The organism is Sphingomonas sanxanigenens DSM 19645 = NX02 (assembly GCF_000512205.2).
Taxonomy (GTDB): domain Bacteria; phylum Pseudomonadota; class Alphaproteobacteria; order Sphingomonadales; family Sphingomonadaceae; genus Sphingomonas_D; species Sphingomonas_D sanxanigenens.
Genome location: NZ_CP006644.1, coordinates 1,776,818 through 1,794,039 on the forward strand (window position 1 = coordinate 1,776,818; position 17,222 = coordinate 1,794,039).

The following is a 17,222-nucleotide window of genomic DNA, read 5'->3' on the forward strand; positions in this document are numbered from 1 at the left end:
CCCGGGTTGGCAAGCGCCTTATGGTTGCGCCGCTGCTTCCTGCGGACCGCGGTCGGTAACGGTGAGCAGCGCATCGCCGCCCAGCGCGCGATAGAGTGCGACGCGGTTGCTGGCGCCGGTCAGCCGCACATTCGCCAGCGCCTGCCGCGCCGAATAGAGCGTGCGCTGGGCATCGAGGCTCTGGAGGAAGGAGTCGATGCCGCCGCGATAGCGGGCATCGGCCAATATGTAGGTGTCGGACGCCGCCGCTACCTGACGCTCATTGGCACCGACCTGCGCCTCGATGGTGCCGCGCCGCGCGAGCGCATCAGAGACTTCGCGAAACGCGATCTGGATCGCGCGCTCATAGGCGGCGAGCGCGGCGTCGCGCTGCGCCTTGCTCAGTGCGACGCCCGCACGGCCGGCGCCGGCGCGGAAGATCGGGTAGTTGGCATCGGCGCCTGCGGACCAGGCGAAGGAGCCGCTGTCGAACAGCGAGGAGAGCGCGTTGCTCGCGAAACCGAGCAGGCCGGTCAGCGAGATCGTCGGGAACAGGGCTGCGCGCGCCGCGCCGATCTCGGCATTGGCGGCGCGCAGTTCATATTCGGCCTGAACGACGTCGGGCCGGCGCAGCAGGATATGCGAATCGAGCCCCGCCGGCAGAACGCCGATCGTCGTCGCGGCTTCCTCGATCGACTTCGGCAGAAGAGCCGGATCGATCGGCGCGCCGATGAGAAGTTGCAGCGCATTGACGTCCTGCGCGAGTGCAGTGGTCTGCTGCGCGATATCCGCGCGGGCGGTTTCGAGTATCTGTTCGGCCTGCCGCACGTCCGATCGCGGGGCAATGCCGCCCTGCAGCCGCGCGCGGGTCAGCCCCACGCTGCGCTCCGCATTGGCGGCGGTATCCGTCGCGATCGCGAGCAGGCTGGCGTCGGCGCCATAGGCCAGCCAGGCGTCGGCGATATCTCCGACCAGGGTCAGCCGCGTCGCGCGCGCTGCCGCTTCGGTCGCGAAATAGCGGTTCTGCTCGGCGCGGCTCAGCGAAGCGAGGCGGCCGAACAGGTCGACCTCGAACGCATTGATGCCGGCATTGGCCGAATAGCTGCTGCGCGGGCCGCTGTTGACCTGAATATTGTTGTTGCCGCCATTGTCGCTGCGCGTCACCCCGCCGCCGACATCCAGCTGTGGAAAGCGCGCGGCGCGCTGGATGCGATACTGCGCGCGTGCGGCGGCAATGTTGGCGGCAGCGATGCGCAGGTCGCGATTGTTGATCAGCGCCTGTTCGACAAGGCCCTGCAAGCGCGTGTCGGTGAAGATCTGGCGATAGCTGATGGTGGGCAGTGCCGCCTCGCTCTCGCGCAGATACGCGTCGCCTGCGGGCCATGACGGCGGGACCGGCGCTTCGGGCGTTACATAATGTGGCGCCATCGAGCAGCCGGCTGCGAGCAGGGCAGCGGCGAGGGCGAACGAACGGCGGATCATGCCGACGCCTCCGCGGCGGGCTTTCTGCGCCAGCGCGCGAATGCATCTCGTGCGGTGCGGCGTACGATCACGAAGAAGAGCGGGATGTAGAAAATGGCGAGCAGGGTCGCGGTCAGCATGCCGCCGATCACCGCAGTGCCGATCGCGACGCGGCTGTTGGCACCGGCGCCGGTGGAGATCGCCAGCGGCAGGACGCCGAAGATGAAGGCCAGGCTCGTCATCAGGATCGGGCGCAAGCGGATCCGCGCCGCCGCGATCGCAGCCTCGATCACCCGCTTGCCCTTGCGTTCCTCTTGCTCGGCGAATTCGATCATCAGGATCGCATTTTTGGCGGCGAGACCCATCGTCGTCAGCAGGCCGATCTGCAGATAGACGTCGTTTTCCAACCCACGCAGCGTGACCGCGAAGATCGCGCCGACCAGGCCGAGCGGAATGATCAGCAGCACCGCGATCGGGATGCTCCAGCTTTCATAGAGCGCGGCAAGGCACAGGAAGACGACGAGGATCGAGAGGCCGTAGAGCAGGGGCGCCTGACCCGAGGACAGCCGCTCCTGATAGGAAAGGCCGGACCAGGCGACGCTGGTGCCTGGTATCTCGGCAGCGAGTTGCGCCATCCGGTCCATGGCGTCACCCGAGCTGTAACCGTCCGCCGCCTGCCCCTGGAATTCGAACGAGGGCAGGCCCTGGAAGCGCGAAAGCGTGCTGGGCGCGGTCGACCAGGAGGTGCGCGCGAACGCGGAGAAAGGAGCCATGCCGCCGCTGCTATTGCGCACGAACCACTGGTCGATGTCCGAAGGCTCGTTGCGATAGGGCGCGTCCCCTTGCACGAACACGCGCTTCACGCGACCGCGATCGACGAAATCATTCACGTAGCGGCCGCCCCAGGCGGTTGAGAGCGTGGAGTTGACGTCCCCCTGCGCGAGGCCGAGCACCGCCAGCTTCTGATGATCGACATCGACCTTCAGCGTCGGATTGTCCGGCAGTTCGCTGAGACGGACATTGCTGAGCATCGGATCGCGCGAGGCGGCGGCGAGCAGCTTTTCGCGCGCTGCGATGAAATCCTCGGTGGACATGGAACTGGCATTTTGCAGCTGCATCGAGAAGCCGTTGGACTGGCCGAGGCCGCGGATCGCCGGCGGCACCAGCGCGAAGACCTGCGCATCGCGGAAGCCGCGGAACGCCGCCGAGGCGCGCGCGACGATCGCGTCCGCGCCGTTCTTCGCGCCCTTGCGCTCGGCCCAGTCAGTGAAGTTGATGAAGCCCTGGCCGGTGTTCTGGCCGGCCGCGGCACCGCCGCCGCCGCCCGAGACGGTGAACAGCGTCTGGATATTCTTCGCTTCATTCTCGCTGAAATAATTCTCGACCTGGCGCGCGACCTCGTTGGTGCGGCCCAGCGTCGAGCCCGGTGGCAGGCGGATCTGCAGCGAGGCTGCGCCCTGGTCCTCGGTGGGCAGGAAGCCGGTGGGCAGCCGCAGGAACAGAACCACCAGAAGCGCGACGATCGCTGCATAGACGAGCAGGAACAGCCATTTGCGCTCGACGGTGACGGCGACCGCGCGGGTATAGCGCGCGACGCCCTGATCGAAGCGGTGGTTGAAGCCGTCGCGCAGGCGCGTCGTCCACTGGCCGACGCGGGGGAAACGGCGTTCTATCCAGCCGTCGCCGGTCTCGCCTTCCTTCACGCGGCGCTTGAGCATCGTCGCGGTCAGCGCCGGGCTGAGGATCAGCGCAACGAGCACGGACAGCACCATCGCCGCAACGATCGTCAACGAAAATTGCTTGTAGATGACGCCCGTCGAGCCGCCGAAGAAGGCCATCGGCATAAACACCGCCGACAGCACCAGCGCGATCGCGACCAGCGCCACCTGGATTTCCTTCATCGATTCGATCGTCGCCTCGCGCGGCGTCATCTCGGGATTTTCGTCGAGAAGCCGCTCGACATTCTCGACGACGACGATCGCGTCGTCGACGAGCAGGCCGATCGCCAGCACCAGCCCGAACAGGGTCAGCGTGTTGATCGAGAAGCCCACGAGATAGAAGATCGCGAAGGTGCCGAGGAGCACCACCGGGACCGCGATCGCCGGGATCAAGGTCGCGCGCCAGCTTTGCAGGAAGATGAACATCACGATCACGACGAGGATGATCGCCTCGATCAGCGTGTGCACGACCTCATCGATGGAGAGGCGGATGAAGGCGGTGGTGTCGTTGGCGTAGCCGTGCTTGAGGCCCGGCGGGAAATTCTTGGAGAAACGGTCGATCTCGGCCTTCACCAACTCCGACGTCGCAAGGGCGTCGGCACCCGGCGCGGTCGAAATGGCGATGCCGGCGCCAGGGTGGCGGTTGAAGCGGGTGAAGGTCGAGTAATTCTCCGCGCCGAGCTCGACATTGGAAACATCCTTCAGCTTCACGACGGCGCCATCGCTCTGCGATTTGAGGACGATGTTCGCAAATTGATCGGGCGTCTGGAGCCGCGACTGCGCGGTCACCGTCGCGTTGAGCATCTGTTCCAGAGGCTGCGGCTGGCCGCCGACCTCGCCCGCCGCGACCTCGGTGTTCTGGTTCTGGATCGCGGTGATCACGTCCGACGGCATCAATGCATAGCTCGCGAGCCGATCGGGGTTCAGCCAGATGCGCATCGCATAGGGCGCGCCGAACACGTTGGTATCGCCCACGCCCGGAATGCGGGCGAGCGAATCCTGCAGGTTCGACGAGAGATAGTCCGACACGTCCCGATTGGTCATCGTGTCGGTCTCGTCATACACCGACACGATCATCAGGAAGTCAGGGTTGGACTTGGTGACGCGCAGCCCTTGCTGCTGCACCTGCTGCGGCAGGCGGGTCAGCGACTGCTGCACCTGGTTCTGGACCTGCACCTGCGCGATGTCGGGGTCGGTACCCTTCTCGAAGGTGGCGCTGATCGTCACCTGGCCGCGCGAGCTGGACGTCGAACTGAAATAAAGCAGCCCGTCGATGCCGGTCAGCGTCTGCTCGATGATCTGGGTGACGCTGTTCTGGATGGTTTCGGCCGACGCGCCCGGATAGGTCGCACGGATATTGACCTGCGGCGGCGCGACGTCCGGATATTGTGCCTTGGGCAACAGCATCAGCGCGCCGATGCCGGCAAGCATCACGATGATCGCCAGCACCCAGGCGAAGATCGGCCGATCGATGAAAATGCGTGACATCGCTCCGTCAGCCGCCCTGTGCCCGGCCGCCGGCGGCCTTTGCGCCATCGCCTTTCGGTGGGGCGATGCGCTGCGGCGCCGATGCCGGCACCGGCTTGATCGGCGCGTTGGGACGCAGCTTGTTGATGCCCTGCGTGATCACCTTGTCGCCGGGGTTCAGGCCGCTGGTCACGACCCAGTCGGTGCCCTGGGTCTGCACGGCCTTCACCAGCTTTTGCGTCGCGACATTGTTCGGACCGACGACATAGACCGTGGCCTGGCCTTTGGCATCGCGCGCGAGCGCCTGTTGCGGCACGAGGAAGGCGCGGGTGTCGATCGACTGCGCGAAGCGTGCGCGCACGAACATGCCGGGCAGGAGCAATCCATCCGGATTGGGGAAGCGCGCGCGCAGCGTGACGGTGCCGGTGTCGGGATCGACCATCACCTCGGTGAATTCGACCGTGCCCGGGCGCGAATATTGGCTGCCGTCTTCCAGCGAGATCGTTACCTGCGCACTCCCCGGTGCGGTGCCGCCATCCGCGAGCGAGCGGCGCAGCGCGACCAGTTCTGCGCTCGACTGCTGGATGTCGACGAAGATCGGATCGAGCTGCTGGATGACCGCGAGCGGATCGGCCTGGTTCGCGGTGACGAGCGCCCCGACCGTGAACAGCGACCGCCCGATGCGGCCGGTGATCGGCGCAGGGACGGTGGTGAAGCCGAGATTGACGTTGGCAGTGGCGAGCTGTGCCGATGTCTGCGCGACCGAGGCCTGCGCCTGCCGTGCGGCAGCTGCGGCATCGGTATAATCCTGCGCCGCGACGGCCTCCATCTCTGCAAGCGGCTTCAGCCGCTCGGCGCGTAGCCGGGTCGCGTCCGCATTGGCGCGCGCGCTCTGCACATTGGCGCGCGCTTCATCCGCCGCGGCGCGATAGAGCCGCTGGTCGATCTGGTAGAGCGTCTGCCCGGCACGCACGATGGTGCCTTCGGTAAACAAGCGGCGCTGCAGCACGCCCGAGACCTGCGGACGGACCTGCGAGACCTGAAACGGATTGACACGGCCGGTCAGTTCGGTGGTGAGCGGCACGCTCGTCGGCTGGATGGTGACGAAGCCGACTTCGACCGGCCCGCCGGCGTCGCGCCGCTGATCCTCCTGCTCGCCACCGCTGGAGCAGGCGGAAAGGCAAAGCGCGGCGATGAGAACCCGCCAACGGACGCGGCGGCTGCACGGCAGACAGCGATGATTCATCAATTCCCTACGACCGGTCTAGGAGCCGGTCGAATACGCCGGCGGTTGGATCTGATCGCTGCCATGATCCGCCGTGCCCCCAGCGTCGATCCATGGTGCGCTGCAACGGCTTAGACCAGATTTTCGTGCAAGCCAATCGCAGCGTGCATCAAAGGGATATGGAAATGTCGGCGTTGCAATAAGCCATCCTGCAGATGCGAAATAGCAAGGCGTTCCGGTCGCATCACCGATGCGCTAGGGGCGGGTTTATGCTCGATGGCTATCGTGAGATCATAATCTGGATCAAACATGGATCAGGACTCAGCGATCCGGTCCTGCATTTTCATGCCGGGATGCTGGTTCTTGTCGCCGCGCGCGTCTTCTGGCGACGGCCGCTTGCCAGCTTCGTGCCATTAGCGGTGACGATCGCGGCGGCGCTGGCCAATGAGGCGCTCGATCGCATCATCCTGGGGTCGTGGCGCTGGACGGACACGCGCGGCGACCTGTTCCATACGCTGGTCTGGCCTGCGCTGCTGAGCCTCGGCGCGTGGTTGAAGTCACGCTGGCCCGCGCTTGGCCGGCCCCGCCGCAGGCGACGCTGACCCGCGGGCGGGTTGGGCGTGGCCGCGCTCAGCGCGCAGGAGGGTCGCTTGCGGGGAAGGATTCATCGGAGGCTTCGTCGGCGGCGTCCCAATCGCCGACATCGCCGTCGCGCATCGCGGCCGGGCCGGCGTTGCGCGTCTGATCGAGATTCTCGGCGTCAGTCTCGCCATCGGCGAAGGCCGCGCCATGCTCGCCCCGTTTCGGCGCGCGGCGCAACAGGCCCTTGGCCGCGCCGACGATGCGGCCGCCATACCAGGCCAGCGCAATGCCCGCGCCGATGCCCGCCGCGATGCCGGCGGCGGTACCGATGCCGATCCGCGTCCTGGCGTCCGCCTCGTCCGAGGTCTGCTTCTTCACCATGTCCGCTCTGCCTCCCGTTAACGGTGTCTGTTCGGCTGGTGGGCCTCCTCTGCCGCACCCGCGTCGAATCGGCCAGCGCCGAGGTTGCCCAGGGTGTTAGCGCTGCGCTAGGGAAAGAGCATGGCTTTTCCGATGCACGCCGGCCGCCGCCGGGCATGACTCCGCTTCTCATCGGAACCGCGCTGATCGCCTTCATCGTCGGCACCGTCGCGGCGCTGCTGTCCCTGTCGGACCGGCAGCGCGGGCGCACCTGGATGTGGTTCATCCCGCTCTGGTCGGCGCCGATCGTGCTGACCTTGATCATCGTCCTGCGCGCGACCTTGGGCGATGTGCCATCCGGCGACGACGCGCGCGTGACCTTCGCCTTCCTGCTGAGCATCGTCTGGGTGCCGGCGGCGCTGGTCGGGTGGACGTTCGGCCGCGGCATCTGGCGCCCGAACTGACGCGGCACGCCTGCCTCAGCGCGCGAGGAGGTCTGCCAGGCGTAGCATGAAGGCCGCGCCGCGTTCGATCTGCGCGATGTCGACATATTCGTCGGGCTGGTGCGCCTGTTCGATCGATCCGGGGCCGCACAGGATGGTGGGAAAGCCTGCCTGCTGGAACTGCCCGGCTTCGGCGGCATAGGCGACCGCGCGCAGCGGACCATTGTCACCGGCCAGCCCGCGCGCGAGCCGTTCGGCGGCACCGTCCGGATCGGGCGCCATCGCCGGCGTCCCCGACAGCCGCTCGACCTTGACGCCGGTTCCGGGGAAGCGTGCGCGGAGATCCCGGTCGGCGGCGTCCGCCTCGGCGAGGAAGGGGGCGAGCAGCGCCGCGGCATCCTGCCCGGGCAGGGTGCGCAGGTCGAAAACGAAGCTGCAGCGGCGTGCAAGGATGTTGACCGCGGTGCCGCCCTCGATCATCCCAACCGTCAACGTCGCATGCGGCGGCGTGAAGGGTGAACCCGGATCGCCGGCGGCCTGCAGCTCTGCGGCCAGCTGGGCCAGCCGTGCCATCAGCCCGATCGCGACCATGTTCGCCGACACGCCGAGATGGGTGAGGCTGGAATGCGCCTCATGCCCGGTCACCGTCACGCGCCACGCCGAAATGCCCTTGTGCGCGCCGACCACCTGCATGCTCGTCGGTTCGCCGACGATCGCGGCGGCGGGGCGGGGCAGCGTTTCGGCGATCCGCTCGATCATCGCGGGCGCGCCGAGGCAGCCGACTTCCTCGTCATAGGAAAACGCCAGGATCACCGGGCGCTTCAGTCGGCCAGGCTCGGCGAACAGCGGGGCCGCGGCGAGCGCGAGCGCGAGGAAGCCCTTCATGTCGCAGGTGCCGCGGCCGAACAGCCGCTCGCCGCGGCGGGTGAGCGCGAACGGGTCGCTCGACCAGTCCTGCCCGGCCACCGGCACCACGTCGGTATGGCCGGAAAGCACGACGCCGCCCTCTTCGGCAGGGCCGATCAGCGCGAAGAGATTGGCCTTGGCGCCGGTCGCATCGGCAACGCGCGTCGAAGCGATACCGAGCGCGGCGAGCTTCGTCTCGACATAGCCGATCAGTGCGAGGTTGGAGTGGCGCGACGTGGTGTCGAAACCGACCAGATCGGCGAGGAGCGCCGTGGCGTCGGCGGCGAGGCGGGTGGCGTCGGGCAGGGCGTTGGTCATGGGGTTCACCCTAGGGACGAAGCGTGGCCGACGGAAGCGGGAGCGCCGATCAGCCGGCCAGCGCCCGCAGCCCGTCCCGGTCCTTGAGCTGCACCGCGCGCCCGCCGGGCAGCCCGATCAGCCCGGCGCGCGCCAGCGCGGTCATCTGCCGGCTGACCGTTTCGATCGTCAGCCCCAGTAGTTCGCCGATCTCGCTGCGGCCCATCGGCAGCATCAGCATATCGTCGCCCGCGCGGGTGGTGCGTCCGGCCATGTCGAGCAGGAAGCCGGCGACCTTCTCGCGCGCATCCCGCCTGGCGAGCATCAGCATGAAGCGGCGCGCATCGTTGAGCGTGTCGAACGCGCGGCGCAGCAACTGGCGCACAGCGGCGGGATGATCGTCGAGCAAGGTGGCGAGCGCCTCGCGCGGATAGACGCACAGCTCAGCGTCGGAAAGGACGATGATCGTATCGCGCGCGCCGGGCTCGAACGGCTCGCCGACCAGATCGCCCGGGAAAAGCAGCCCGGCGATATGCGATCGGCCCGCCGCATCGTCCCTGACGATCTTGAGGACGCCGCTGACGACGGTGGCGCAGATCGCGGCGGGATCGCCCGCCCAGGTCAGGATCTGGCCCGCGCGCGCCATGCGCTGGCGGGCGATGGCGTGGAGCGGGGCGATCTCGCTGTCGGAGAACGCGGCGCACAGCCCGGTATCGCGCACGACGCACGCGCTGCAGCGCGTCGGCGCGCTGGGCGCGTGCCCGTCACACCGCGGTGCTGAACCGTCCTGCATCTGTCTGCCGATAGCGATCGAAGGTGGCGGCGATGGTGCGCGCATAAGGGCGCGCATCGTCGGCGAGGATCAGCCGGGACCCCTGCCAGCGCACCAGCCCTGCGGCCTCGAATGCGCGCAGTCGATGGCGGGCCGTGGCGGGCGTTTCGATGTCGGCGACGTCGGCCGTTCCATGGGATAGGATCGCGGCGATCGTACGGCCTTCGCGCTGCTCGGCGGCGCAGCGGTGCAGTCCGCGCGCGATGGGCAGGCGGCCGGCGGCGATGTGCGCGCGGTAGAGCCCGCTGTTCTTCTCGTTCTGCAACAGCCGATCCGGGAACGCGCTGATCGCGCTGGCGCCCATGCCGATCAGCACCTCCGCCGCATCCTCGGTGAAGCCCTGGAAGTTGCGGCCCAATGTGCCGGCGGCGGCGGCGCGCGCGAGCGCATCGTCGGGTCGCGCGAAATGATCGAAGCCGACCGCCACATAGCCCGCATCGACCAGCATCGCATGCGCGCGTTCGGCCTGGCGGAAACGGGTGCGCGCATCGGGCAATGCTGTCGCGTCGATGCGGCGCTGGCGTGGCACCATATGCGGCACATGCGCATAGCCGAACACCGCGAGCCTTTCCGGGGCGAGCGCGATCGCGGTCTCCAACGTTGCCCTGAGGCTGGCGTCGGTCTGCCCGGGCAGGCCGTACATGAGGTCGACATTGATCGATCCGATCCCGGCATCGCGCAACATCCGCACCGCTTCCGCGACCAACGCCGTCGGCTGGACGCGGCCGATCGCGGCCTGGATCGCGGGATCGAAGGTCTGCACGCCAAGGCTGGCGCGCGAGACGCCGCTTGCCGCCAGCGCGGCGGCGAAATCGGCATCGAAGCCGCGCGGATCGAGTTCGACCGAGAGCACCGGCGCATCGCAGGTGAAAGATGTTCGCACTTTTTCGACGAGCGCGCTGAAGGTGGCTGCGGGCACGACATCGGGGCTGCCGCCGCCGAACGCGATCCGCGTCACCCGGCCGCGTCCGCCAAGCCGGCCTGCGATCATGTCGACCTCGTCGGCCAGCGCATCGAGATAGGCGGAGAGGCGCGCGGTGCGGTTGGCGGCGCCGGTGTTGCAGCCGCAATACCAGCAGATCTCGCGGCAATACGGAACATGCAGATAGAGCGAGACGGCATCGTCGGCGCCGATCGCGTCGAGCGCCCCCGCCATGTCCGCCGGGCCGACGCGATCGTGGAATTCCACCGCCGTCGGATAGCTGGTGTAGCGCGGCACCGGGCGCGCCAGCAGATCTTCATGATAGGTCCACATGCCACGTGGCGTGCCCGCTTATGCCACGGGATACCTTGACCGGCGTCAAATCCGCGGCCGGCATCGGTCAATGCCGGCGGGCGGGCCGACTCCTATCGCCACATCTGTTCTGACGAGGAAGGGAAGAGAACAGATGAAACATGCAGCCGCAGCCGGCATAATCGGGGCCATGCTGGCGGCCATCGCCGCGTCGCCCGCCGCCGCCCAGTCGGAAGAACGCACCGGCATCCAGGCCGGCGACGTGCTGCTGCGCGCCCGCGCGATCATCGTCGCCCCCAACGAAACATCGGGCAGCGTGCTGCCGGGCTTCCCCGGCGAGAAGGTGAGCGTCGACAACAGCGTGATGCCCGAGGTGGACATCACCTGGATGGCAACCGACGCGATCGGCTTCGAGTTGATCGCCTCCACCACCAAGCACAGCGCCAGCGGGCGCACCGGCACGACCGGATCGATCGGCAAGCTCGCCTCCACATGGGTACTGCCGCCGACCCTGACCGCGCAATATCACTTCAACCCCAAGGGCCCTGTGCGGCCCTATGTGGGGGCCGGCGTGAACTACACGATCTTCTGGAACGAGAAGGCGTCGAGCGGGCTCGAGGCGGCGGTCGGCAAAACGCGCGTCCACATGAAGGACAGCTTCGGCTGGGCGGCACAGGCGGGCATCGACATCGATCTATCGCCCCGGGTGTTCGTGAATGCCGATGTCAAATATATCGATATCGACACCACCGCGCGGCTCGATACCACCGCGGCCGGCGCGCAGCGGGTGAAACTTCATCTCGATCCGCTGGTGTTCGGCATCGGCGTCGGCATCCGGCTTTAAGAGCAATTGGCATCGCCCGGAACAACCGCTAGGAGCCGCACCAGCCGCGTCCCATCAAATGGGATGCGGCTGGTGTGGTCGTTCTGGGGAAGGGGTTGTCATGGGCTTGACCGGGGGGTGCCAGTGCGGCGCGATCCGCTATGAGGTCGAAGGCGATCCGCTGACCCACGCGCTGTGCCACTGTATCGATTGCCGCCGCTCGGCGGGGGCGCCGATGGTGGCATGGACGATGTTCCCCACCGAGGCGATCCGCATCACCGGCGCGCCAACCACCTATGCCTCGTCGACGCATGGTCGCCGGATGTTCTGCAGCACCTGCGGCACCGGGCTGTTCTACACCAACGACCAGAACCTGCCCGGCATCACCGACATCCAGAGCGCGACCTTCGACGATCCGGATGCGGTCCCCGCGCAGGCGCATGTCCAGACCGCCGACCGGATCGGCTGGATGGAAAATGCGCACGAACTGCCCAGCTTCGAGCGCTACCCACCTCAGGACTGAGCGGCGGGGAGCGGCGCGTCGGCAGGCAGCAGTGCCTCGGCGACCATCGCCGCCCAGAACGCCTCCGGAATCTCTTCTTCCACCATCGCCAGCGCATCGGCCACCTGCGAAGGGCGCGCCATGCCGGGGATGACGCTGTCGACCACCGGATGCGCGAGCGGGAATTGCAGCGCGGCGGCGCGCAACGAGACGCCGAAGCGCGCGCACAGATCCTCGATGCGGCCGACGCGCTCGACGATCTCGGCGGGCGGCGGGCCATAGTCGAAATGGGCGACGCGGCCCGAGCGGACGCCGGTGGCGAGGATGCCCGAGTTATAGGCGCCGCCGATCACCAGCTTCACCCCGCGCGCATCGCACAGCGGAAACAGGCTGGCGAGCGGGGACTGGTCGAGCAGCGAATAGCGGCCGGCGAGCAGGATGACGTCGAGATCGCCATGCGCCAGCATTTCCTCGCACACCGCGACCTCGTTGACGCCGAGGCCGATCGCCGAGACCGCGCCGCCATCGCGCAACTCACGCATCGCGCGATAGCCGCCGTCGAGGAAGGTGCGGAACAGGCTCGCATGCTGCGCGCCATGCGCGAAACTGCCGATGTCGTGCGCGTAGAGGATGTCGATGCGCGTGCGCTGCAGCCGCTTGAGGCTGCTCTCATAGGAGCGCATTACCGCGTCATAGCTGTAATCGAACACGCTCTCATAGGGCTCGGGCGAGACGAACGCCTGGCGCGGCTGGGTGAGGTCGGTACCTGGCGCGACCGGATCGAGGCGGCGGCCGATCTTGGTAGAGATGATCGCTCTCTGCTCCGGATCGAGCTTTGCCAGCGCCGCGCCGAGGCGTTTCTCGCTATGGCCGAAGCCGTAATGCGGCGCGGTGTCGAAATAGCGGATGCCGGCGTCCCATGCCGCGGTCACCACCGCTTCGGCGTCGGCATCGGAGACGGCGCGATAGAGATTGCCGATGCCGCCGGCACCGAAGCCGAGGCGGCTGAGAGAAAATGTCACGCGGTCTGCTCCAATCCGTAGAAATCATTGGCGGCGCCGAAGAACAGGCGCTCCGCGGCGTTTCTATCGAGCGCGGCGAGGGCGTGGACGGTGGCGATCCAGTCCGCATAGCTGTCCCCGGCATGGAGCAGCACCGGCCAGTCGCTGCCGAACATCAGCTTGCTGCCGAAGCTCTCGATCAGATGCGAAACATAGGGCGCGAGTTCGGCGGGGGGCTGGTCGGGCGCCTGTTCGGTTCGCAGGCCGGAAAGCTTGCACCAGACATTGGGGCGTGCAGCGAGCGCAGCGATGCCTTCGGCCCACGGTTCGAACTGGTTGTTGCGCGCTGCCGGCTTGGCGCCGTGGTCGATCACGATCGGCAGGTTGGGCCAGCGATCGGCGAAGGTCGCGATGGCCGGCAGGTGGCGCGGCTGGATCAGCGCGTCGAAGCGCAGCCCGCCCGCGATCATCGCCTCGATCGCGGGATCGAGCGCAGGCTTCAGGATCCAGTCGGTATCGTCGATGCCCTGCAGCATCGGCCTGAGCCCGACCAGCTTGGGACGGGCGGCGAGGGTGGCGATGCGCTGCGACGCGTCCGCCGCATCCAGCGCCGCCCAGCCGACGATGCCGAGCACCAGATCATCTTCGGCGGCGGTCGCCTGCATCCAGTCCGTATCGCGATCGTCGGGCTGCGACTGGACCAGCACCGCGCCGGCGAGCGCGGTGTCGGCGGCGGCGGCGCGCAGATCGGCGGGCAGGAAGTCCCGATGGATCGCCGGCCAGTCGGCGTCCGGCCAGCTATGGCCGGGGCCGCCGATCGTCCAGAAATGGACGTGCGAGTCGATGATCCGCAATGTCATGCCGCGCTGGTTCCCTTGGTTTCGGTGGTGACGAGGCTGCCGATGGTTACGTCCTTGCTGGCGCGCGCGTCGACGGTGCGGTCACGCGGCGAGGGCGATGCGATGCCGTCTACGATCGCGCCATCGACGTTGCGCAGCGCGATTGCCGGCCGGGCATCGGGCGTGTCGGTGCGGAAGCTGCAATCGTCGAGCCGCAACCGGCGGGCGTGGCGCGCATAGAAGCCATAGGCCGGCAAGGCACCGAGATAGCTGACCTCAAGGCTGGTCTCGCGGCGATATTCGGGCTCGCGCGCCGCGTCTGCCGCGGTGCCGCCGCCCTCGGCGACGACCTCGATGCCGGTGAAGCTGACATCCTCGACCGGCCCGTCCGCCACGCCCTCGACGCCGCAGGGAAAGCGCTTGTCAGCGCCGGTGACGAGCACATCATCGAACCGTACGCCGCGGATGCGGCCGAGCGGCGTGCCCTTGGGCGCGCGCATCCGGGCGCCATGGTGGACGAACAGGGGATGGTTGACCGGCCGGCGCATGACGATGCCCGAGACCGATACATTCTCCAATGTGCCGCCATCGACCACGCCCATCAGAATGCCGCGCGTGTGGGTGCACACGCAATCGCTGATCCGGATGTTGCGGAAGCCGCCATTGCTCTCGGTCCCCAGCTTGATCCGGCCGAGCGGACCGAGTTTGTCCGGGGCAGGATAGTCGGACGGGCGATAGGTGCCGTCGAGCAGCGAGCCCATCAGGAACCCGCTTGTGCGGCAACCTTGCACGATGATGTCCTGGCAGGGCACCGCGCGGCCGAGCGCATAGCTGCTCTTGAGCACGATCGCGTCATCCTTGGGCGCGTTGACCATGCAATTGACGACGCGCACGTCGCGGCAGGCGTCGATGTCGATGCCGTCGCGGTCGGTGTCGATCACCACGCCCTCGATCTGCAGGTTGGTGCAGCCATGCGCGATGATACCGAAATGGCCCGCCTGCAATATGGTGAAGCCGGTCAGCCGCACGTTGCGGCAGTTCATCAGCCCGATCGTCTTGTTGGCGCGGCCGACCTGCGCCTGTTCCTTGGCGTCGCGCAGCGCGAGTTCGCGCGGGGAGACGCCGAGCGCTGCCGCCGATTGCCAGCCGGCGCGCGCATGCCAGCGATCCCCCGGCCCCTCGCGGTCGAGCCCCAGCCCATGGAGCATGCCGGGCCCGGTGATGCTGGCATTCCTCACGCCGTCGCCGCTGATCAGGCTGTTGCGGACATGGGTGATGCCGAAATCCTGGAACTGTTCCTCCAGATAGTTTTCGGGTGGGTCATAGTTGGCGCCGTGCGCGTCGGGATCCGCGGCGACGATCACGGCGCCCGCCGACAGCATCAGTTCGATATCGTCGCGCAGGCGGATCGAGAAGCAGAGATAGCGGCCCGGCGGCACCAGCACCGTGCCGCCGCCGCGCTTCGAGGCAGCATCGATCGCGCGGTTGATGGCGGGACTGTCGATCGCCTTTCCGTCCCCGCGCGCGCCGTGTTTGCGGACATCCTCGAAGCTGCCGGGGGGCAGCGCGGCGAGCGCGGGGCCGGCCGCCAGCAGCGCCGCCGTTCCGCCCATCATGGTTCGTCGCGTGCAGGCGAGACCGCCCTCATGATCGATTGTCAACGCGACCTCTCCTTCGATACCGTTCGACAAAGCGCCTTGCACAGGCGCAAGACGTAATACATAGTATGTTTGACTGCGGCGGCTGTCTACCGCTGGACGAACGTTGATGGAGGGAAGATCGTGCGACTATGCCGTTATGGCGAAGCCGGGCAAGAGCGTCCGGGCCTGATCGATGCCGAAGGCAGGATTCGTGCGCTTTCCGATCATCTGACCGATATCGATGCCGACGCGATCGGGCCAGACGGGCTTGCGAAGCTGGCGGCGATCGATCCGGAAACGCTGCCGCTGGTCGAAGAGCCGGTGCGCTATGGCCCGCCGGTGACCGGCACCCGCCAGTTCGTCGCGGTCGGCCTCAACTATGCCGATCATGCCGCCGAATCCAACCTGCCGATCCCCGAAGAGCCGGTGGTGTTCAACAAGTGGGTCAGCTGCATCCAGGGCCCGAACGACGATGTCGTCGTGCCGACAGGATCGCGCAAGACCGACTGGGAAGTCGAACTGGGCGTGATCATCGGCACCCGCGCCTGGCGTGTGTCGCAGGAGAATGCGCTGAGCCATGTCGCCGGCTTCTGCGTGGTCAACGATGTGTCCGAGCGCGAATGGCAGGCGGAGCGCGGCGCCACGTGGGACAAGGGCAAGGGCTTCCCGACCTTCGGGCCGGTCGGTCCGTGGCTGGTCACCACCGACGAGGTCGGCGATCCGCAGGCGCTATCGATGTGGCTCGACGTCAATGGCCGCCGCGTGCAGGACGGCAGCACCGCAACGATGATCTTCCCGGTCGCCGAACTGGTCGCCTATATCAGCAATTTCATGACGCTGCTGCCGGGCGATATCATCACCACCGGCACGCCGCCGGGCGTCGGCCTCGGCCAGCGGCCGGAGCCCTGGTATCTCAAGGCGGGTGACGAGGTCGTGTTGGGCATCGCCGGTCTCGGCGAGCAGCGCCAGACGTTCGTCGCGGAAACTGCGGCCTGAGCGCCATCGGTTCGATCAATAAGAGGATTTTATGGGGCGTCTTGAGGGGAAGACCGCGCTGGTGACGGCGGCGGGGCAGGGCATCGGCCGTGCGACGGTGGAGGCCTTCCTGCGCGAGGGTGCGCAGGTGATCGCGACGGATATCCGCGCCGAGGCAATGGACGGGCTGGAGGGCGCGACCTGCCGCCAGCTCGACGTGACCGATGCGGCGGCGGTGGCAGCGATCGCAGCAGACTATCCCGCGCTCGATGTGCTCTATAATTGCGCCGGATATGTCCATGCCGGCACCATCCTCGATTGCGACGAGGCGGCGTGGGACTTCTCCAATGCGCTCAACGTCACCGCGCAATATCGCATGATCCGTGCCGTGCTGCCGGGGATGATCGCGCGGGGTGGCGGATCGATCATCAACATGTCGTCCGTCTGCTCCAGCATCAAGGCGGTCGCGAACCGCTTCGCCTATGGCGCCACCAAGGCGGCTGTGATCGGTCTCACCAAGTCGGTCGCGATCGATTTCGTGACCAAGGGCATCCGCTGCAATGCGATCTGCCCGGGCACCGTGGAGACGCCGTCGCTGATCCAGCGGCTGCACGACACCGGCGATTTCGAGAAGGCCTATGCCGAGTTCACCGCGCGCCAGGCGATGGGCCGCTTCGGCCGCCCGACCGAGCTTGCCGCGCTCGCGGTCTATCTTGCGTCCGACGAGTCGGCCTTCACCACCGGCACGATCAACGTGATCGACGGTGGCTGGGTGAACTGAACCGTGGAGATGCCTCACACCCGTTCGCCCTGAGTAGCGGTTGAGCTTGTCGAAATGGCGTATCGAAGGGCCATGCTCCGAGCCAGTCCTTCGATACGGACCTTCGCCAGGCTCAGTCCCTGCTCAGGACGAACGGTGGGAGGGGAAAGAACAATAT

The 17,222-nt window shown here is 67.5% G+C and carries 16 protein-coding genes; 6 read left to right on the top strand and 10 right to left on the bottom strand.

Annotated features, from left to right (window positions below):
• Positions 1 to 18 precede the first annotated feature (18 nt).
• The 3 genes from NX02_RS08145 to NX02_RS08155 are packed head-to-tail and all read right to left on the bottom strand — an operon-like array spanning position 19 to position 5,871.
• Positions 19 to 1,461, bottom strand: a complete 1,443-nt coding sequence (locus NX02_RS08145) for an efflux transporter outer membrane subunit (protein ID WP_025291700.1) — start codon at positions 1,459 to 1,461, stop codon at positions 19 to 21.
• The gene (locus tag NX02_RS08150) at positions 1,458 to 4,646 is read right to left on the bottom strand and encodes an efflux RND transporter permease subunit (RefSeq protein WP_025291701.1); all 3,189 of its coding nucleotides are present in this window, start codon (positions 4,644 to 4,646) and stop codon (positions 1,458 to 1,460) included. The genes NX02_RS08145 and NX02_RS08150 overlap by 4 nt, the downstream gene beginning before the upstream one ends.
• A gap of 7 nt (positions 4,647 to 4,653) precedes the next feature.
• A complete protein-coding gene (locus tag NX02_RS08155; protein ID WP_025291702.1) occupies positions 4,654 to 5,871 on the bottom strand; it encodes an efflux RND transporter periplasmic adaptor subunit in 1,218 nt (405 codons plus the stop codon).
• Positions 5,872 to 6,119: 248 nt separating this feature from the next.
• Here NX02_RS08155 and NX02_RS08160 point away from each other — a divergent pair, with 248 nt between their 5' ends.
• The gene (locus NX02_RS08160; protein WP_025291703.1) at positions 6,120 to 6,452 is read left to right on the top strand and encodes a hypothetical protein; all 333 of its coding nucleotides are present in this window, start codon (positions 6,120 to 6,122) and stop codon (positions 6,450 to 6,452) included.
• A gap of 28 nt (positions 6,453 to 6,480) precedes the next feature.
• Here the strand turns inward: NX02_RS08160 and NX02_RS08165 are convergent, their stop codons facing one another.
• A complete protein-coding gene (locus tag NX02_RS08165; RefSeq protein WP_025291704.1) occupies positions 6,481 to 6,813 on the bottom strand; it encodes a hypothetical protein in 333 nt (110 codons plus the stop codon).
• A gap of 155 nt (positions 6,814 to 6,968) precedes the next feature.
• Here NX02_RS08165 and NX02_RS08170 point away from each other — a divergent pair, with 155 nt between their 5' ends.
• The gene (locus tag NX02_RS08170) at positions 6,969 to 7,256 is read left to right on the top strand and encodes a hypothetical protein (RefSeq protein ID WP_025291705.1); all 288 of its coding nucleotides are present in this window, start codon (positions 6,969 to 6,971) and stop codon (positions 7,254 to 7,256) included.
• A gap of 15 nt (positions 7,257 to 7,271) precedes the next feature.
• On the opposite strand, the gene argE is transcribed toward NX02_RS08170, so the two are convergent.
• The 3 genes from argE to hemN are packed head-to-tail and all read right to left on the bottom strand — an operon-like array spanning position 7,272 to position 10,525.
• Entirely contained in the window at positions 7,272 to 8,459 is a 1,188-nt protein-coding gene (argE, locus tag NX02_RS08175) for an acetylornithine deacetylase (RefSeq protein WP_025291706.1), read from the bottom strand.
• A 49-nt stretch (positions 8,460 to 8,508) separates the two neighbouring features.
• Complete coding sequence (locus tag NX02_RS08180) at positions 8,509 to 9,159, bottom strand: Crp/Fnr family transcriptional regulator (RefSeq protein WP_039997287.1); 651 nt, start codon at positions 9,157 to 9,159, stop codon at positions 8,509 to 8,511.
• Positions 9,160 to 9,202: 43 nt separating this feature from the next.
• A complete protein-coding gene (gene hemN / locus NX02_RS08185) occupies positions 9,203 to 10,525 on the bottom strand; it encodes an oxygen-independent coproporphyrinogen III oxidase (RefSeq protein WP_025291708.1) in 1,323 nt (440 codons plus the stop codon).
• A 133-nt stretch (positions 10,526 to 10,658) separates the two neighbouring features.
• Here hemN and NX02_RS08190 point away from each other — a divergent pair, with 133 nt between their 5' ends.
• Both NX02_RS08190 and NX02_RS08195 read left to right on the top strand, forming a co-directional pair.
• Positions 10,659 to 11,348 carry an OmpW/AlkL family protein gene (locus tag NX02_RS08190; RefSeq protein ID WP_084717648.1) on the top strand — a complete coding sequence of 230 codons (690 nt, stop codon included), beginning with the start codon at positions 10,659 to 10,661 and terminating at the stop codon, positions 11,346 to 11,348.
• A 100-nt stretch (positions 11,349 to 11,448) separates the two neighbouring features.
• A complete protein-coding gene (locus NX02_RS08195; RefSeq protein ID WP_025291710.1) occupies positions 11,449 to 11,850 on the top strand; it encodes a GFA family protein in 402 nt (133 codons plus the stop codon).
• On the opposite strand, the gene NX02_RS08200 is transcribed toward NX02_RS08195, so the two are convergent.
• From NX02_RS08200 to NX02_RS08210, 3 genes are read right to left on the bottom strand one after another with little or no spacing between them, the layout of a single operon-like run.
• Positions 11,841 to 12,851 (bottom strand): aldo/keto reductase, encoded by a 1,011-nt coding sequence (locus NX02_RS08200; RefSeq protein ID WP_025291711.1) that lies wholly within the window; start codon positions 12,849 to 12,851, stop codon positions 11,841 to 11,843. The genes NX02_RS08195 and NX02_RS08200 overlap by 10 nt on opposite strands.
• Positions 12,848 to 13,690: an amidohydrolase family protein gene (locus NX02_RS08205; RefSeq protein WP_211258304.1), complete on the bottom strand. Its 843-nt coding sequence runs from the start codon at positions 13,688 to 13,690 to the stop codon at positions 12,848 to 12,850. The genes NX02_RS08200 and NX02_RS08205 overlap by 4 nt, the downstream gene beginning before the upstream one ends.
• Positions 13,687 to 15,330: a rhamnogalacturonidase gene (locus tag NX02_RS08210; RefSeq protein WP_211258305.1), complete on the bottom strand. Its 1,644-nt coding sequence runs from the start codon at positions 15,328 to 15,330 to the stop codon at positions 13,687 to 13,689. The genes NX02_RS08205 and NX02_RS08210 overlap by 4 nt, the downstream gene beginning before the upstream one ends.
• A gap of 120 nt (positions 15,331 to 15,450) precedes the next feature.
• Between NX02_RS08210 and NX02_RS08215 the strand changes: the two genes are divergently transcribed.
• Positions 15,451 to 16,305 carry a fumarylacetoacetate hydrolase family protein gene (locus NX02_RS08215; RefSeq protein ID WP_025291714.1) on the top strand — a complete coding sequence of 285 codons (855 nt, stop codon included), beginning with the start codon at positions 15,451 to 15,453 and terminating at the stop codon, positions 16,303 to 16,305.
• A 31-nt stretch (positions 16,306 to 16,336) separates the two neighbouring features.
• Positions 16,337 to 17,065, top strand: a complete 729-nt coding sequence (locus NX02_RS08220; RefSeq protein WP_025291715.1) for an SDR family oxidoreductase — start codon at positions 16,337 to 16,339, stop codon at positions 17,063 to 17,065.
• The last annotated feature ends 157 nt before the right edge of the window (positions 17,066 to 17,222 follow it).

Excerpts from the sequence above, each read along its gene's own strand:
- argE (WP_025291706.1), bottom strand. The coding sequence starts at position 8,459 with ATGACCAACGCCCTGCCCGACGCCACCCGCCTCGCCGCCGACGCCACG.
- NX02_RS08195 (WP_025291710.1), top strand. The coding sequence starts at position 11,449 with ATGGGCTTGACCGGGGGGTGCCAGTGCGGCGCGATCCGCTATGAGGTC.
- NX02_RS08190 (WP_084717648.1), top strand. The coding sequence starts at position 10,659 with ATGAAACATGCAGCCGCAGCCGGCATAATCGGGGCCATGCTGGCGGCC.
- NX02_RS08220 (WP_025291715.1), top strand. The coding sequence starts at position 16,337 with ATGGGGCGTCTTGAGGGGAAGACCGCGCTGGTGACGGCGGCGGGGCAG.
- NX02_RS08160 (WP_025291703.1), top strand. The coding sequence starts at position 6,120 with ATGCTCGATGGCTATCGTGAGATCATAATCTGGATCAAACATGGATCA.
- NX02_RS08150 (WP_025291701.1), bottom strand. The coding sequence starts at position 4,646 with ATGTCACGCATTTTCATCGATCGGCCGATCTTCGCCTGGGTGCTGGCG.
- NX02_RS08155 (WP_025291702.1), bottom strand. The coding sequence starts at position 5,871 with ATGAATCATCGCTGTCTGCCGTGCAGCCGCCGCGTCCGTTGGCGGGTT.
- hemN (WP_025291708.1), bottom strand. The coding sequence starts at position 10,525 with ATGTGGACCTATCATGAAGATCTGCTGGCGCGCCCGGTGCCGCGCTAC.
- NX02_RS08145 (WP_025291700.1), bottom strand. The coding sequence starts at position 1,461 with ATGATCCGCCGTTCGTTCGCCCTCGCCGCTGCCCTGCTCGCAGCCGGC.
- NX02_RS08170 (WP_025291705.1), top strand. The coding sequence starts at position 6,969 with ATGACTCCGCTTCTCATCGGAACCGCGCTGATCGCCTTCATCGTCGGC.
- NX02_RS08165 (WP_025291704.1), bottom strand. The coding sequence starts at position 6,813 with ATGGTGAAGAAGCAGACCTCGGACGAGGCGGACGCCAGGACGCGGATC.
- NX02_RS08205 (WP_211258304.1), bottom strand. The coding sequence starts at position 13,690 with ATGACATTGCGGATCATCGACTCGCACGTCCATTTCTGGACGATCGGC.